Source organism: Fulvimonas soli (genome assembly GCF_003148905.1).
GTDB classification, from domain to species: Bacteria; Pseudomonadota; Gammaproteobacteria; order Xanthomonadales; family Rhodanobacteraceae; genus Fulvimonas; species Fulvimonas soli.
Map to the genome: position 1 here is coordinate 187053 of NZ_QGHC01000006.1, position 17667 is coordinate 204719.

General features: G+C 72.7%; 10 protein-coding genes. 7 read left to right on the forward strand and 3 right to left on the reverse strand.

The window, feature by feature from the left end:
- Positions 1–68: 68 nt before the first annotated feature.
- The 6 genes from C7456_RS09565 (at position 69) to C7456_RS09590 (ending at position 10762) form a co-directional block, all read left to right on the forward strand.
- Positions 69–2099: an enterotoxin gene (locus C7456_RS09565; RefSeq protein WP_211306301.1), complete on the forward strand. Its 2031-nt coding sequence runs from the start codon at positions 69–71 to the stop codon at positions 2097–2099.
- A 46-nt stretch (positions 2100–2145) separates the two neighbouring features.
- Positions 2146–3600, forward strand: a complete 1455-nt coding sequence (locus C7456_RS09570) for a hypothetical protein (RefSeq protein ID WP_109723520.1) — start codon at positions 2146–2148, stop codon at positions 3598–3600.
- A gap of 123 nt (positions 3601–3723) precedes the next feature.
- The gene (locus C7456_RS09575; protein ID WP_109723521.1) at positions 3724–6738 is read left to right on the forward strand and encodes a TonB-dependent receptor; all 3015 of its coding nucleotides are present in this window, start codon (positions 3724–3726) and stop codon (positions 6736–6738) included.
- Positions 6739–6864: 126 nt separating this feature from the next.
- Entirely contained in the window at positions 6865–8082 is a 1218-nt protein-coding gene (locus C7456_RS09580; protein WP_109723522.1) for a purple acid phosphatase family protein, read from the forward strand.
- Between the two features lie 42 nt (positions 8083–8124).
- A complete protein-coding gene (locus C7456_RS09585) occupies positions 8125–9990 on the forward strand; it encodes a beta-galactosidase (RefSeq protein WP_109723523.1) in 1866 nt (621 codons plus the stop codon).
- A 136-nt stretch (positions 9991–10126) separates the two neighbouring features.
- Positions 10127–10762 carry a TMEM175 family protein gene (locus tag C7456_RS09590; RefSeq protein WP_109723524.1) on the forward strand — a complete coding sequence of 212 codons (636 nt, stop codon included), beginning with the start codon at positions 10127–10129 and terminating at the stop codon, positions 10760–10762.
- A 3-nt stretch (positions 10763–10765) separates the two neighbouring features.
- Here C7456_RS09590 and C7456_RS09595 read toward each other — a convergent pair whose 3' ends face one another.
- From C7456_RS09595 to C7456_RS09605, 3 genes are all read right to left on the reverse strand, one after another.
- On the reverse strand, positions 10766–12373 hold the full coding sequence (locus tag C7456_RS09595; RefSeq protein ID WP_109723525.1) for a carboxyl transferase domain-containing protein: 1608 nt from the start codon (positions 12371–12373) through the stop codon (positions 10766–10768).
- A gap of 282 nt (positions 12374–12655) precedes the next feature.
- Positions 12656–13075 carry a hypothetical protein gene (locus C7456_RS09600; protein WP_109723526.1) on the reverse strand — a complete coding sequence of 140 codons (420 nt, stop codon included), beginning with the start codon at positions 13073–13075 and terminating at the stop codon, positions 12656–12658.
- A gap of 142 nt (positions 13076–13217) precedes the next feature.
- Positions 13218–14402, reverse strand: a complete 1185-nt coding sequence (locus C7456_RS09605; protein ID WP_109723527.1) for a thiolase family protein — start codon at positions 14400–14402, stop codon at positions 13218–13220.
- 194 nt (positions 14403–14596) lie between these two features.
- On the opposite strand from C7456_RS09605, the gene C7456_RS09610 reads away from it, so the two are divergent.
- The gene (locus C7456_RS09610) at positions 14597–17395 is read left to right on the forward strand and encodes an autotransporter serine protease (protein ID WP_109723528.1); all 2799 of its coding nucleotides are present in this window, start codon (positions 14597–14599) and stop codon (positions 17393–17395) included.
- The last annotated feature ends 272 nt before the right edge of the window (positions 17396–17667 follow it).

Sequence of the window (17667 nt, forward strand, 5' to 3'; positions counted from 1 at the left end):
GCGCTCCAACCCCACCTTTCCCGCACCGCGCGGAGCGCGGCCGGGGCATCTTCAGCGAGGTCGACGGCATGAACGCAAGGGCAGGCGCAGGTCGCAGCGGCGGCATCCAGGCACGGCGGACGCAAGGCGCCGCCACGCCGCGGCCGTGGGCCGCGCTGGCGCTGGCCGGCGGCATGGCCGTGGCCTTCGCCGCGCCCGCGTTCGCCGCCACGCGGGACTTCGGCAACGCCGCCATCGCCGTGCAGTGGCGGCTGGCCGACGGCCGGTTCGCCGACATGGCCGTCACCGACCGCGTCAACCGCCGCACGATCCCGGTCGCCGAGCCCTTCGTGCTCACCTGGCGCGACGGCCGCAGGCTCGACGCCTCCCGGCTGCGCCTGCTCGCGCCGCCGAAGGAAACGAGGCTCAAGGCCGACCCGCACGCCTCGCGCGCGTCGGAGCGGCTGCCGGGCCGCGCCATCACCGCCCGCTTCGGCGACGCCGACGGCCGCCTGCGCATCGACTGGCAGTGGGTGCAGCGCGAGGGCTCGGACTACCTGCGCGAGATCGTCACCGTCACCGCGCTCAGGCAGGACGAGGACATCGCGCGCGTGGACCTGCTGCAGGCGAAGGCCGACGAGGCCGAGGTGGTCGGCAGCGTGCCGGGCTCGCCGGTGGTGAGCGGCCCCGACTACTTCGGCTTCGAGCACCCGCTGTCCTCCAGCAACGCCTGGGGCAACCGCGTGCAGCTGTGGATCGAGCGCGGGCTGCCGCTGCCCAGGGGGCAGTCGATGACCTACTCGGCGGTGGTGGGCGCCACCCACGACAACCAGCTGCGCCGCGACTTCCTCGCCTACGTGGAGCGCGAGCGCGCGCATCCCTACCGCACCTTCCTGCACTACAACTCCTGGTACGACATCGGCTACTTCACGCCGTACACCGAGCGCCAGGCGCTGGACCGCATCCACGCCTTCGGCGAGGAGCTGTCGGTCAAGCGCGGGGTGAAGCTCGACTCCTTCCTGTTCGACGACGGCTGGGACGATCGCAGCGGCAGCTGGAACTTCAGCAAGGACTTCCCGCGCGGCTTCGCGCCGCTGCGCGACGCGGCGGCCAAGTACGGCGCCGCGCCGGGCATGTGGCTGTCGCCGTGGGGCGGCTACGGCCCGCCCAAGCAGGAGCGCGTGAAGAACGGCCGGGCGGCCGGCTACGAGGTCATCGACGGCGGCCTGGCGCTGTCCGGCCCGAAGTACTACCAGCGCTTCCACGACGTGACGCTGCAGCTGGTGCGCGAGGACGGCGTCAACCAGTTCAAGTTCGACGGCACCGGCAACGCCGACAAGGTGTTCCCCGGCAGCCGCTTCGGCAGCGACTTCGACGCGGCGATCGCGCTGATCGACGACCTGCGCAAGGCCAGGCCGGACCTCTACATCAACCTCACCACCGGCACGCTGGCCTCGCCGTTCTGGCTGCGCTACGCCGACTCGATCTGGCGCGACGGCGAGGACGACTGGCACGCCGGCGTGGGCACCGAGCGCGAGCGCTGGATCACCTACCGCGACCGCGAGACCTACCGCAACATCGTGGTGAAGGGGCCGCTGTTCCCGCTCAACTCGCTGATGCTCCACGGCGTCATCTACGCCAAGGAGAACAAGCGGCTCGACACCGACCCGGGCCACGACTTCGCCAACGAGGTGCACTCGTACTTCGGCAGCGGCACGCAGCTGCAGGAGCTGTACATCACCCCGTCGCTGCTGGGCGGGGCGGACTGGGACATGCTGGCCGAGGCGGCGAAGTGGTCGCGCGCCAACGCGCAGGTGCTCAAGGACACCCACTGGGTGGGCGGCGATCCCGGACGCCTGGACGTCTACGGCTGGGCGGCGTGGACCCCGGCCAAGGCCATCCTCACCCTGCGCAACCCCGGCGACAGGCCGCAACTGGCGGTGATCGACCTCGCGCGCCAGCTGGAGCTGCCGCCGGGCGCCGCGCGCCGCTTCCGCGCGCGCAGCCCGTGGCGCGCCGACGCGGCGCAGCCCGCGCGCGAGCTGGACGCGGATCGTCCGGAAACGATCGAGCTGGCGCCGTTCCAGGTGCTGACGCTGGAACTGGTGCCGCACGACTGACCGCCGGCCGCCGGCGGCGCCCATCCGAGACGCAGAGGGGAGAATCATGTTCGATCCGCGCAGACGCCAGCTGCTGAAGGCCGCCGCGCTGCTGCCGCTGGCGGCCGCCACGGGCGGGTTCGCGCGCGCGGCCGCCGCGCCGGCCGAGGCACGCTTCGCCATGCAGCCGGACCGGCCGGGCCGCGCCGTCAGCCCCACGCTGGCGAGCCTGAGCTACGAGACGCTGCAGCTGGCCGACCCGGCCTTCTTCTCGCCGGACAACCGCGAACTGGTGCGGCTGTTCCGCGCGCTGAACCCGCAGGGCGTGCTGCGCATCGGCGGCAACACCAGCGACTACGCCAGCTGGAGCGGCTACCGCGGCGCGCTGCCGCCGCAGCCGGTGCACGAGGGCGGCCCGCAGCGGCCGTTCGCGCTGCAGCCGCAGGCGCTGGAGGCGCTGGCCGGCTTCCTGCGCGCCACCGGCTGGACGCTGGTGTTCGGCGTGAACCTGAAGATCGGCGTGCCGGCGATGGCGGTCGAGCTGGCCCGCGCGGTGCGGCAGGCGGTGGGCGACCGCCTGCTGGCGATCCAGATCGGCAACGAGGCGAACAACTACGAGGCGGACTACGCCGCCTTCGACGCCGCGTGGACGCCCTACGCGCAGGCGCTGCGCGCGGCCGGCCTGCCGGCCGCCGGGCCCGACACCGGCGCCAACACCGACTGGGTGATCGAGCACGCGCGCCGGCACGGCGACGCCAGCGTGTTCCTGAGCCGGCACTACTACCGCGACGCCGCGCCGAAGGGCTCGATCCCGGACCTGCTGTCCGGCGACGCCGGCTTCTACGCCGAGGTCGAGCGGATCGTGCGCGCGGCGGACGCGCGCGGCCTGCCGCTGCGCCTCACCGAGGCCAACTCCTACTACTTCGGCGGGCGCGACGGCGTCAGCAACGTGTTCGCCTCGGCGCTGTGGGGCGCGGACTTCATGCTGGCGCTGGCGCAGCGCGGCGTGGCCGGCATCCATTTCCACGGCGGCACGCTGCGGTCGGTGGAGGCCTCGCTGGGCCGCGCCGCGAACGCGGCCGTGGCGGGCGACCTGCAGGACCGCCGCGACGCGGCGGCCTCGCGCTACTCGGCGATCGCCGGCGACGTCGCGCTCGGCTTCCAGCCGCGGCCGCTGTACCACGGCCTGCAGCTGGCGCAGCGCTTCGCCGGCGCGCGCATGCTGTCCGGCCGCCTCGACGCCGGCGGCGCCAACCTCACCGCCTACGCCGCGCGACGCGGCGACGCGCTGCAGGCGGCGCTGCTCAACAAGGACGCCGCGCGCGACGCAGCGGTGACGGTGAGCGGCCTGCCCGCCGGCGCGGCCGGCCGCGTGATGCGCCTGCGCGCGGACGCGCTGGACAGCCGCCGCGGCGTGAGCTTCGCGGAAGACGGCACGGCGACCGCCGACGCGCACGGCCGCTGCCGCCTCGCGCTGCCGCGCGGCAGCGCCGCCTGGGTGGAGTGGAACCGGACGGCTTGAAGGGTCGCGGCGGAGCCGCGGGCCGCCGGCGCGCGCCGGCGAGGAAGACGCAGGGACGGCGGAGGAACGCGGGACGGCCTTGGTGATTTCTCAGATCCGGACAGACGGGGAGCAACGGTAGACATGAAAAGACACGATTCCATGGGCAGGACGAGGCTGTGCCTGCTGATCGCGGCGGCGCTGGCCAGCGGCGGCGCGCTGGCGCAGTCCACCACCGGCAGCATCGCCGGCCAGGTCCCCGCCGGGATGGGCGACACGGTGACCATCCAGGGCAGCACCGGCCTGCAGCGCGAGGTGCCCGTGGACAGCCATGGCCGCTACGTCGCCACCCAGCTGCCGCTGGGCACGTACACGGTGACGCTCAAGCGCGCCGGCGCGGTGGTGCAGACGCGCGACGACGTGAGCCTGCGCGTGGGCGCGGCCACGGACGTCTCCTTCGCCGGGGCGGCGGCGCAGAACCTGTCCGGCGTCAACGTGACCGCCAACGCGCTGCCGCCGATCGACGTGACCGGCGTGGACTCGCGCACGGTGATCACCGCCGAGCAGCTGCGCAAGCTGCCGCTGGGCTTCTCGGCCGAGGCGGTGGCGCAGCTGGCGCCCGGCGCGGCCGGCAACACCGGCGGCTTCACCACCGCCACCGGCGGCTCGCTGGTCAGCTTCGGCGGCGCCGGCGCCAACGAGAACGCCTACTACATCAACGGCTTCAACACCACCGACCCGCTGAAGTCCGAGGGCGGCATCACCCTGCCTTACGGCTCGATCGAGCAGGAGGAGGTCTACACCGGCGGCTACAGCGCGCAGTACGGCCGCTCCGACGGCGGCGTGATCAACATGGTCGGCAAGCGCGGCACCAACGAGTGGCACTTCGGCGGCCAGGCCAGCTGGGAGCCGGCCTCCGCGCGCGCTGGGCAGACCACCCTGTACTACGGGAACGGCCTGCCGACCACCGCGGGACAGGTGGAGAAGTACGGCGACCTGTACGACGCGCGCGGCGAGGGCAACTACTGGGTCACCACCTACGACGCCTACCTGGGCGGCCCGCTGGTCAAGGACAGGCTGTTCTTCTTCGCCTCGGGCGAGATCGCCAAGCAGCAGGGCCACACGCTGGGCGCGGTCACCGCGACCGCGCCGTACACGGACTACCGCTACGACATGCCCAAGTGGTACGCCAAGCTCGACTGGAACATCAACGACAGCAACATCCTCGAGCTGACCGGCGCCTCCAGCAAGCGCGAGTACAGCGCCGACACCTACCGCTACGACTACCAGGACTTCCAGCGCGGCGACCTGTTCGGCCACGCCGCCAACACCAAGACCGGCGGCAACCTGTGGACCGCCAAGTACACCGGCTACCTCACCGACGACCTCACGCTGACCGCGCTGTACGGCAAGATGCACACCACCGCCTACAGCGAGGTGGCCGGCTACGACCCGGGCCTGGTCTACATCGGCAGCCCCGACCAGCAGAACCCGGCGCTCAACGGCGGCACGCCGCGCTATACCAACCAGACGGTCGACACCATCACCTCCCCCGGCCGCGGCAACCGCACCACCAACCTGCGGCTGAGCCTGGAGTACAAGCTGGGCGACCACACGCTCACCGCCGGCATCGACAACCTCACCGCGGCGGCGCTCAAGCAGGGCTCGATCAGCTCCGGCCCCGGCTACTCGTGGACCTACCAGCACACGGACAACCCGCACAACCCGCTCAACACCGGCCTGGGCGTGGGCGCCACCGCCGACTACCCGAACGGCGCGGACGGCTACTACGTCACCCGCGACGTGGACTACGCGCTCAACAACGTGCGCACCACCGAGCACGCGCAGTTCGTCGAGGACAACTGGCAGGTCACCGACCGCCTGCTGCTGTCGCTGGGCCTGCGCGACGACCAGTTCACCAACTACAACGCCGCCGGCAAGGCGTACATCAAGCAGCGCAACCAGTGGGCGCCGCGCCTGGGCTTCGCCTGGGACGTGAACGGCGACGCCAGCTTCAAGGTGTACGGCAACGCGGGGCGCTACTTCCTCGCCTCGCCGCTGGAGCCCGCGCTGAGCGCCGGCAGCGCCGAGCTCAGCACCACCCAGTACTTCACCTACGGCGGCATCGCCGCGGACGGCACGCCCACCGGGCTCACCGCGATGTCCGGCCCGGTGTCGGCCAACAGCAACTTCGGCCAGCTGCCCGATCCCAAGACGGTGGTGGCCAAGGACCTCAAGGCGATGTACCAGGACGAGTACATGCTGGGCTTCAGCAAGATGCTGGGCACCGACTGGGTGTACGGCGCCAAGGCCACGCGGCGCATCCTGCGCAGCTCGATCGACGACTTCTGCGACCTGGACGCGATCGTGGCCAAGGCCGCGCAGCTCGGCATCACGCTGGGGCCGGACAACAACGGCTGCCACCTGATCAACGCGGGCACCGGCAACACCTTCATCGTGACCGACGACGCCGGCCGGCTGCGCGAGGTGCCGATGACGCGGCAGGAGCTGGGCTTCCCGAAGATGAAGCGCAACTACTACGCGCTGGACCTGTTCCTGGAGCACCCGTTCGACGGCCGCTGGTACGGCCGCTTCGACTACACCTTCTCGCGCAGCTACGGCAACACCGAGGGCATGACGCAGTCCGACGTGCAGTCCGACGGCCCGCAGGAATCGGCCGACTGGGACAACGGCCCGATCATGCTGTGGAGCAACGGCGACCAGGGCAACGACCACCGCCACCAGTTCAAGGCCTTCGGCTACTACCAGCTCACGCCCGAGTGGCTGGTGTCCGGCACCCTCCGGCTGGTCTCCGGCCAGCCCAAGGTCTGCCTGGGCCTGTACCCGGGCAACGTCGACCCGGCCGGCTACGGCTCGTCCTACCACTTCTGCGACGGCCAGCCGACGCCGCCGGGCAGCACCGGCCGCCTGCCGTGGCAGCGCCAGCTCGACCTGGGCGTGCAGTACGCGCCGGACTTCGCCGCGCACCGGCTCGCCTTCCACCTGGACGTGTTCAACGTGCTCGACGCGCAGGAGGTGGTCAACATCTACCCGAGCTACTACCGCGACTCCAGCGGCTCGCCCAACCCGCTGTACGGCACGGCGCGGGTGACCCAGGCGCCGCGCTACGCGCGGCTGTCGGTCACCTACGACTACTGAGCCGGGAAGGCCGGCCCGCGCCGCGCACGGCGCGGGCCGCTCCGGGCGCACGCTCCGCCCGCATGGCCTGGTCGCGGGCGGAAGACGTGCGCCCTCGGCATCCGCAACGCAGGAGGGTCCAGACCCATGCACGAGTTTCCCAAGGCCGCGCCGCGGCGCGCGCGTCTCGCCCTGGCCGCCGCCGGCCTGCTGCTGGCGCTGCCCGCGCTTGCCGCCACGAAGCAGACCCGGCCTTTCCACGACGACGAGGCGGACGCGCCCTACAAGGTGTGGGACAGCACGCCGGCGATCACCATGCCGCCGCTGCTGCTCGACGTGTCCGACCGCTCGGTGGTGGTCGAATGGATGACCGACGGCGACGCCGACGGCATCGTGCGCTACGGCGAGCACGGGCTGGACCACACGGCCATCGCCGGGCACGAGGGACTGGTGGACGTGGGCGGCTTCCACCGCGTGGTGATCGACGGCCTGGAGCCCGGCCACACCTACCAGTACCAGGTCGTCTCGCGCCGGGTGGTGGCGGTGCGGCCGTACTGGCCCGAGCGCGGCAATACCGTGCAGGGGGAGGTGCGCCGCTTCACCACGCTGGACCCGGCGCGCGCCACCGCGCGTTTCGCGGTGGTCACCGACACCCACGAGAAGGTGCCGCGCATCCACGCCCTGCTGGGCGCGGTCCGCAGGACGCCGGAGGACTTCGTGGCGCACCTCGGCGACGCGGTGAACTGGGCGGCGAGCGAGCAGCAGCTGGAGGACGTGTTCCTGGCGCCGACCGCCGGGGACCTCGGCGGCACCGTGCCGCTGCTCTACGTGCGCGGCAACCACGAGTACCGCGGCCCGTTCGCCCGCGCGCTGGGGCCCTACCTGCACGCGCAGGACGACCGCTACGACTTCGTGCGCGACGACGGCCCGCTGCACCTGGTCGCCGTCGACACCGGCGAGGACAAGCCGGACGACACCAACGTCTACGCCGGCCTCGACGACCTGCGCGACTACCGCCGCGAGGGGCTGGCCCGCTTCGGCGCGGCGCTGGCCGGGGCGCGCACGCGCGGCGCGCCGTTCACCGTGGTGCTCGGCCACCAGCCCGACTGGGGCTGGACCGGCGGCGACAACGCCGAATGGACGCGGCTGGCCAACCGGGCCAGGGTGGACCTGTTCATCGCCGGCCACGAGCACCGCTTCATGCACATCCGGCCCGGCGAGCGCGGCAACGACTTCCCGATCCTGGTGGTGGGGCAGGACCAGGTCGCCTGGGTGGAGGCCGACGCGCGCACGCTGAAGGTGAAGGTGACGGACGCCGCGGGCAGGGTGGTCGACGCCTTCGAATTGCCGCGCCGGCGCAAGTAGCCTTGGCGGTGCGTTCCCGCGAGGCTGGATGGAGGAGGCCGCATGCGGCGCCGTGATTTCCTCAAGTTCTCCGTGCTGGCGCCGCTGGCCGCCGGCATCGCGTCGCCGGTGGTCGGCGCCGTATCGCCGCGGCGCGCCGCCGAGCCCGTGCCCGACGGCCGGCCGCGCCGCTTCGCGCTGGGCCGGCGGCAGTTCCTGCTCGACGGCCGGCCGTTCCAGATCCGCAGCGGCGAGATGCACCCGGTCCGCATCCCCGCCGAGTACTGGACGCACCGCATCCGCATGGCGAAGGCGATGGGGCTCAACACCGTCGCGCTGTACCTGATGTGGAACGCGCTGGAGCCGTCGCCCGGCGTCTTCGACATCGCCGGCCGCAACGACTTCGTGCGCTTCATCGAGCTGTGCCGGCAGGAGGGCCTGTGGGTGTACCTGCGGCCCGGCCCCTACGTCTGCGCCGAATGGGACTTCGGCGGCCTGCCGCCGTGGCTGCTGCGCACGCCGGACCTCCGCGTGCGCGACCGCGGCGACCGCCGCTACATGGACGCCGTGGCGCGCTACCTGGACGCGGTCGCCCCGCGCGTGGCGCCGCTGATGGCGGCCAACGGCGGCCCGATCCTGATGGTGCAGGTGGAGAACGAGTACGCCTCCTTCGGCAGGGACCGCGCGTACCCGGAGACGCTGCGCCGGATGTGGACCGAGCGCGGCGTCGCCGGTCCGTTCTCGGTATCCGACGGGCTCGCGCAGATCCGCGCGGCGAAAACCTATCTCGAAGGCGCCGCGCTGGGCCTGGACGGCGACACCGACTTCGCCGGCGGCCAGGCGATCGCGGGCGAGGCGCCGGTGTGGGTGGGCGAGGGTTACCCGGGCTGGCTCACGCACTGGGGCGAGGCCCGTTTCCAGCAGGCCGACTACCTGCCCACGCTGCGCAGGCTGCTGGCCGAGGGGCGCTCGTTCAACCTCTACGTGGTGCACGGCGGCAGCAACTTCGGCTTCGGCGCGGGGGCGAACGCCAAGGGCGACGGCAGCCATTTCCAGCCGGTGATCACCAGCTACGACTACGGCGCGCCGATCGACGAGCAGGGCGGCGCCACGCCCGCCTACCACGCCTTCCGCGCGGCGATCGCGGCGGCCACGCGACATGCGCCGCCGGCCTTGCCGGAGCCGCCGCCGCGCCTCGTGCTGCCCGACTTCGTGCCGCAGCCGGCGGCCTCGCTGTGGGACGCGCTGCCCGCGCCGGTGCACGCGGCGACGCCGCTGCCCAACGAGCTGCTGACCGGGCAGACGCAGGGCCTGGTGCTGTACCGCCGCCGCGTCACGCTGCCGCGCGGTGGACGGCTGGCGCTGCCGGCGGTACGCGACTACGCCACGGTGTTCCTCGACGGCCGCTGCGTCGGCCACGTCTCGCGGGTGAAGCACGCGCGGCTGCGCCGCGAGGACTGGCTGGACCTGCCGGCGACGCCGGGCGAGGCCACGCTGGAGATCCTCATCGACAGCTGCGGCCACGTCGGCTACGGCGACTTCATGCAGGACCGCAAGGGCCTGGCCGGCCCGGTCACGCTGGACGGCCGCGCGCTCGGCGACTGGCAGGCGTTCCCGCTGCCGCTGGACGCGGAGCACCTGCGCCGCGCCGCCGCCGCCGCGGGCCGCACGGCGCGGCCGGGCCGCTTCTTCCGCGCCACGCTGGCGCTGGAGCGCGGCGGCGACGTCTACCTCGACATGAGCGGCTGGGACAAGGGCTACCTGTGGGTCAACGGCCACCTGCTGGGGCGCTTCTGGCGCATCGGCCCGCAGCAGCGGCTGTACTGCCCCGGCTGCTGGCTGCGGCCCGGCGACAACGAGGTGCTGGTGCTGGACCTGCACCGCACCGGGGCCGCGCCGATCCGCGGCGCCGGCCGCCTGCACGGTTGAGCCGGGGCCATGCGGGCCGCATCGCGCCGGCGCAGCGGCCAGGACTGGCCGTCGCGGCGGGCTTCGGCCTAGACTGCCGGCCACATGGCCGTCGCGGGGAGGGCCAGCGCCATCTTTCGCAAGGGGAACGGCCGCGATGAGCGACCATCACGCCCAGCAGCTCGAACGCCTGACGTTCTTCTCCGACGCGGTGTTCGCCATCGCCATCACCCTGCTGGTGATCGAGATCCACGTGCCGCACCTGCCCGGCGGCGGCGACCAGGCCTACCTGCAGGCCCTGTACGGGCTGCTGCCGCACCTGTTCGGCTTCGTGCTGAGCTTCCTGGTGATCGGCGCCCTGTGGGCCAGCCACCATCGCGTGTTCGGCATGCTGCAGGGCCACGACGACGGCCTGGTCTGGCCGAACCTGCTGTTCCTGCTGTCGATCGCCTTCATGCCGTTCGCCACGGCGCTGATGAGCGGCGACGTGAACGGCCGGGTGCCGGCGCTCTTCTACGCGGCCAGCCTGCTGCTGGCCGGGCTGCTGCAGCGCTGGCTGTTCACCCGGGCCTTGCGCGCGCCGCGGGTGCGGCCGCAGGTCGAGCCCGCGGAGATCGCCGCGGCGCGCTGGCGCACCCTCGCGCTGCCGTGCGCGGCGCTGGCGGCGCTGCTGGTGGCCTGGACGGCGCCGCCGCTCAGCTACCTGTGCTACGCGCTGATCCCGTTCCTGACGCGCCTGCTGGCCGCGCAGGGCCGCCGCCGCGCGCGGCGGCGCCAGGCCGTCGCCGCCTAGGCCCTACATGCGGAACACGCCGTAGCGCTGCGGCTCGATCGGCGCGTTGAGCGAGGCCGAGATCGCCAGCCCCAGCACGCGGCGCGTGTCGGCCGGGTCGATGATGCCGTCGTCCCACAGCCGCGCGCTGGCGTAGTAGGGATGGCCCTGGCGCTCGTACTGCTCGCGGATCGGCGCCTTGAAGGCTTCTTCCTCCTCCGCGCTCCACGCCTCGCCGGCGGCCTCGATGCCGTCGCGGCGCACCGTCGCCAGCACCGAGGCGGCCTGCTCGCCGCCCATCACGCTGATCCGCGCGTTCGGCCACATCCACAGGAAGCGCGCGCCGTAGGCGCGGCCGCACATCGCGTAGTTGCCGGCGCCGAAGCTGCCGCCGATCACCACGGTGAACTTGGGCACGTGCGAGCAGGCCACCGCCGTCACCATCTTGGCGCCGTCCTTGGCGATGCCGGCGTTCTCGTACTTGCGGCCCACCATGAAGCCGGTGATGTTCTGCAGGAACACCAGCGGCACGTTGCGCTGGTTGCACAGCTCGACGAAGTGCGCGCCCTTGAGCGCGCTCTCGGAGAACAGGATGCCGTTGTTGGCGACGATGCCCACCGGGTAGCCGTGGATGTGTGCGAAGCCGGTGACCAGGGTCTTGCCGTAGCGCGCCTTGAACTCGTGGAACTCCGAGCCGTCGACGATGCGCGCGATCACCTCGCGCACGTCGAACGGGCGGCGGGTGTCCTGCGGGATCACGCCGTACAGCTCCTCGGCGGGGTAGAGCGGCTCGCGCGGCTCGCGCACCGCCAGCGGCATCGCCTTCCTGCGGTTGAGGCTGGCCACGATGTCGCGGGCGATGGCGAGCGCGTGCGCGTCGTTCTCGGCGAAGTGGTCGGCCACGCCGGAAACGGACGTATGGACGTCCGCGCCGCCCAGCGCCTCGGCGTCCACCACCTCGCCGGTGGCGGCCTTCACCAGCGGCGGGCCGCCGAGGAAGATGGTGCCCTGCCCGCGCACGATCACCGTCTCGTCGCTCATCGCCGGCACGTAGGCGCCGCCGGCGGTGCACGAGCCCATCACCACCGCGATCTGCGGGATGCCGAGCGCGGACATGCGCGCCTGGTTGTAGAAGATGCGGCCGAAGTGCTCCTTGTCGGGGAACACCTCGTCCTGCAGCGGCAGGTAGGCGCCGCCGGAATCGACCAGGTAGACGCAGGGCAGGCGGTTCTCCAGCGCCACTTCCTGCGCGCGCAGGTGCTTCTTCACCGTCATCGGGAAGTAGGTGCCGCCCTTCACGGTGGCGTCGTTGGCCACCACCACCACCTCGATGCCGTTGACCCGGCCGATGCCGGTGATGATGCCGGCGGCCGGCGCGGCGTCGTCGTACATGCCGTGCGCGGCCAGCGGCGACAGCTCGAGGAAGGGCGAGCCGGGATCGAGCAGGGCGCGGATGCGCTCGCGCGGCGGCAGCTTGCCGCGCGCGACGTGCTTCCCGCGCGCCTTGGCGCCGCCGCCTTCGGCCGCCCTGGCCAGTTCCCGGTGCAGGTCGTCCACGGCGGCGCGCAGCTGCGCGTGGTTGGCCTGGAACTCGGGCGAACGGGCATCGATCTGCGAGGCGATTACGCTCATGGACAGGACGGCCGTGCAAGGGAAACCGCAATGATAGCGGCGCCCCGCTGGGGCCCCAAACGCACCGCCGCAAAGTGGCGGCCCGTCGCCCGCGCGGACGGACATGGACAGTCGTCCGCCTGCCATGGGAATCCGGGCGAGCCGAGTCCGGATTCCCATGGCAGGACATTCCGGCCGATTCAGCGGATGCTGCGTCCGTTTCGATCCGGCTTCGGCAGGCCATTAAAAAAAACCGGCCGCGCGAGGCGGCCGGTTTTTGGTCTTTCCCGGAACGCGAAGGGATCAGTGACCCTTCATCGCATCCTTGGCCTTGTCGGCAGCGTCCTTGGCCTGGCCGGCGGCATCCTTGGCGGCGTCGGCCGCCTTGGAAGCCTGGTCGGCGGCGTTGGCCGCAGCGTCCTTGGCCTGCGACGTGGCATCGCCGGCGGTGGAGCTGGCAGCCGGGGCGGCGGCCGAGGCGGCAGCAGCAGCCTGCTGAGCCTGGTCGGCGGCCTGGCCGGCCGCGTTGGCGGCGGCGGTGGCCTGCTCGGCGGCCGGAGCGGCGGCCGAGGTCGCGGCAGCAGCCTGCTGCGCCTGCTCAGCGGCCTGCTGAGCCTGGTCAGCCGACTTCTGGGCGTCCTGCGCGGAATCCTGCGCGCCGTTGCTGCAAGCCGCCAGCAGCGCGACAAGCGCAGAGGCGAGTAGGGTACGCGTGAACTTCATGGTGGATCTCCTTTGCCGTGGAAATGCCGTTTGGCGGCGTTATTAATAGCGCTTTCGGGTTAATTGCGCCACAACTTTATAAGCCGGCTTCAGTACCGATTAAAAACCCGGTTAACCGGCTTTCATCGGTAAACCGGAAGGTTCAGTCCAGCCGTTCCACCGCGACCGCCGTCGCCTCGCCGCCGCCGATGCACAGGGACGCCACGCCGCGCTTGAGGCCGCGGGTCGCCAGCGCGTTGAGCAGGGTCACCACCAGGCGGGTGCCGCTGGCGCCGATCGGGTGGCCCAGCGCGCAGGCGCCGCCGTTGACGTTGAGCTTGGCGTGCGGGATGCCCAGCTCCTTCATCGGCGCCATCGCCACCACCGCGAAGGCCTCGTTGACCTCGAACAGGTCCACGTCCTCGACCTTCCAGCCGGCCTTGTCCAGCACCTTCCGGATCGCGCCCACCGGGGCGGTGGTGAACCACTCCGGCTCCTGCGACTGGGTGGCGTGGGCGACGATGCGCGCCAGCGGCTTGAGGCCGCGCGCCCTGGCGTCGTCGGCCGACAGCAGCACCACCGCGGCGGCGCCGTCGGAGATGCTGGAGGAGCTGGCCGCGGTGATGGTGCCGTTCTCCTTGCGGAAGGCGGGCTTGAGGGTGGGGATTTTGGCGATGTCGGAGCGGCCGGGCTGCTCGTCGGTGTCCACCACCACGTCGCCCTTGCGGCCCTTGACCGTCACCGGGACGATCTCGCCGGCGAAGGCGCCGCTCTGCTGCGCGGCCAGCGCGCGCCTGACCGACTCGGCGGCGTAGGCGTCCTGCTCCTCGCGGGTGAAGTGGTACTTGTCGGCGCACAGCTCGCCGAACACGCCCATCGCCTTGCCGTCGTAGGGGTTGGTCAGGCCGTCCCAGGCCATGTGGTCGACCAGCTGGCCGTCGCCGTAGCGGATGCCGGTGCGCGCCTGCACCATGTGCGGGGCGTTGGTCATCGACTCCATGCCGCCGGCCACCACCACGGCCGCCGAGCCGGCCTTGATCAGGTCGTGGCCCAGCATGATCGCCTTCATGCCCGAGCCGCACACCTTGTTGATGGTGGTGCAGCCGGTGCTCGCCGGCAGGCCGGCGGCCAGCGCGGCCTGGCGCGCCGGCGCCTGGCCGAGGTTGGCCGGCAGCACGCAGCCCATGATCACCTCGCCCACCTCGCCGGCGGCGACGCCCGACTGCTCCAGCGCCGCCCTGATGGCGGTGGCGCCCAGCGTGGGGGTGGGCACGCCGGTGAACTGGCCGAGGAAGGAACCGATGGCGGTGCGCTTGGCACCGGCGATGACGACGCTGACATCAGACATGGGAGTCTCCGGGGGAAGCCTGGGGGGCGCGATGGCCCGGTCGGTAGCCCGAGGATTATCGCAGCGGCGGCAAGACCCCGGCAAACCGCACGCCCGGCGGCGCTTCCGCGCCGCCCTCGTCGCGCCAATAATGGGCGCCGGGAAAGGGAGGAAGGGCCGGCGCCGCCGGCCGGGCCGAACGGGGAGCGGAAGACATGAGAGAACCGAGCGTGGTCCTGCGCGGGCGCCGCCTGGCGGCGCTGGTGGCGGCGAGCCTGGGACTGGCCGCCTGCGGCGGCGGGGGCGGCAACGTCCGGCCCAGCAGCGCGCCGTCCTCGCCGCCGCCGAGCACGCCGTCGGCGCCGCAGCCGCCGATCGACGCGCAGCTGGCCCTCACCAGCGCCTACGCGGCGCACGGGCAGGGCTACACCGGGCTGGGCGTCACCATCGGCGTGGTCGACAGCGGCATCATGCGCAGCAACCCGGCGCTGGCCGGGCGGGTGCGGGAGGAGCTGGTCTACGTCGATCCCGCCACCAACAACACCGCCGTCGACGACGTGGTCGGGCACGGCACCTGGGTGTCGCAGATCGCCGCGGGCGCGGCGTTCGCGCAGTTCCCGGGCGGCATCGCGCCGGGCGCCAGCCTGGTCTCGGCGCGGATCATCGGCGACAAGGCGCCGAGCGACGACGGCAAGACCCCGCCCTCGCAGGTGAGCGCGGCCGACGCGGCGCCGTTCGGCGCCATCAACGACGACCTGATCGCCGCGGGCGTCAAGGTGATGAACAACTCCTGGGGCGGCATCACCTGGAGCTCCGGCGACACGGCCACCACCAAGGGCTTCCACGACGCCTACGCCAGGTTCGTCAACGACTGGGGCGGGCTGGTGGTGTTCGCCGCGGGCAACGACTCGCAGGGCAACCCCAGCACCATCGCCGCGCTGCCCAGCCTGGCGCCGGACCTGGAGAAGGGCTGGCTGGCGGTGGTGGCGGTGGACAGCAGCCACCCGACGCAGCTGGACAGCTATTCCAACAAGTGCGGCGTGGCGATGGACTACTGCCTGGCCGCGCCGGGCGACGTGATCGTGCTGGACAAGGACGCCACCGCCAGCACCGCCAACCCGAGCTACTACATCGTCGAGGGCACCTCGTTCGCCGCGCCGCAGGTCAGCGGCGCGGCTGCACTGGTGTGGCAGGCCTACCCGTACTTCAGCAACGACCTGGTGCGGCAGACCCTGCTCGGCACCGCCGACGACCTCGGCGCGCCGGGTCCCGACCCGGTGTTCGGCTACGGCGAGCTGGATGTGGGCAAGGCGGTGAACGGGCCGATGAGGTTCGACTGGGGCGACGTCACCGTGAGCTTCAGCGGCACGTCGAGCTGGAACAACCCGATCTCCGGCGCCGGCGGCCTGGTCAAGCAGGGCGACGGCACGCTGGAGCTCACCCAGCCGGCCAGCTACACCGGCCTCACCCAGGTGCAGGGCGGCACGCTGATCGCCAGGTCGCTGGCGGCGAACCTGAGCATCGGCGCGGGCGGCACCGTGCAGGGCACGCACAGCATCGGCGGCAGCGTCGCCAACGGCGGCGTGCTGGCGGTGGCGGGCGGCGACGTCAGCGTCGGCGGCGACTACGCGCAGCAGGGCGGCGGCCGGCTGGCGGTGTCGCTGGGCTCGGCGCTGCGCGTGGCGGGCAAGGCCACGCTCGGCGGCGGCGACGTGCAGGTGATCGGCACCGAGCAGGGCTACGTGGTCAGCGCGCACACCGACGTGCTGAGCGCGCAGGGCGGCCTCACCGGCACCTTCTCCGGCCTGAGCGAGGCGCCCGGGGTGCTGCTCACCGCCTCGCTCGGCTACGACGCCAACAGCGCCTGGCTCGACGTGCAGCAGGTGCAGGTGACCGCGGTGCAGGGCGCGACGTACACCGTGGCCTCCTACGGCGCCGCGCAGCGCGTGCAGGGCGCGTTCCAGCAGCTCGACGCGCAGGTCGCCGCCGGCGGCGCGACGGCCGACGGCGCGATGCTGCTGGGCGCCGCCAGCCTGCAGCGCACCGCCACCACGGCGGCGCTGCAGCGCTCGCTGGAAAGCCTGTCCGGCCAGCTGCACGCGGCCAGCGCGGCGATGATCTTCGAGGCGATCGACGCCGGCACGCGCGCGCTGTCCGCGCGCTTCGACGAGCTGCTCGACGGCGCCGCCGTCGCCGGCTGGTCGCGCAACCTCGGCTACCACGGCGGCCTGTCGCGCAGCGGCTACGCCGGCGTCGGCTACGACCTGGACGGCTGGATGAGCGGCGCCGACCGCCGCGTGGGCGCCAACGGCGTGGTCGGTTACGCGGTGAACCAGAGCCGCGGGCTCGGCCGCCTCGCCGAGAGCGCCGACCAGGGCCGCAGCCGCGCCATCGAGGGCATGCTCTACGGCGGCCTGGTGCAGGACGACTGGTATGCGCTGGGGCGCTTCGGCGTGGGCCACTATCGCGAGGACATGCGCCGCGAGCTGCAGCTGGGCGGCCTGGCCGCCGGCGTGGGCAGCGACGCCGACGGCCGCTACGGCGTGGCCTACGGCGAGGGCGGCTATCGCCTCGATCTCGGCGCCCTGCGGCTGACGCCCTACGCCGACGTCGAGTACGCGCAGATCCGCCGCGACGGCTTCGGCGAGCTGGGCGGCTACGGCTTCGGCCTGAAGTCCGGCGCGCAGAGCGTGGCGCGCTGGCAGGCCGGCCTGGGCCTGCGCACCGACCGCCGCTGGACGCTGGCCGGCGGCGGCCGCCTGGACCTGCAGACGCACCTGTCGTGGCAGCGCGCGTTCGCCATGCGCGGCGACGTGTTCGAGGCCAGCTTCACCGGCCTGGAGCAATGGGCGCCGCTGGGCGGCGTCGGCCTGTCGCGCTACGAGGGCGTGGCCGGCGCCAGCCTGGCCTGGACGGCCTCGCCGCGCAGCGCCTTGCAGCTCGGCTACGACCAGTACCTCGGCCAGCGCGACCGCGGGCGCATGGCGACGCTGGACTATCGCCTGAGCTTCTGAGTTTCTCTCTCCAGAAGGGAGAGTCTGCGCGACAAGCCTGCATTGCGGCGGTGCTCTGCTCCCTCTCCCCCGGGGAGAGGATGCGCGACAAGCTGACGCCGCGGCGGGGGTGCTTCTCCCTCTCCCCGCCGGGGAGAGGGTTGGGGTGAGGGGCCGCACTTGCGGAGCCATCGCCAACGAAGCCCGCCTGCACGAGGCGTCGTCGCCAGCCCGCTCCCTCACCTCATTCCTCTCCCCGGAGGGGAGAGTCTGCGCGATAAGCCTGCATTGCG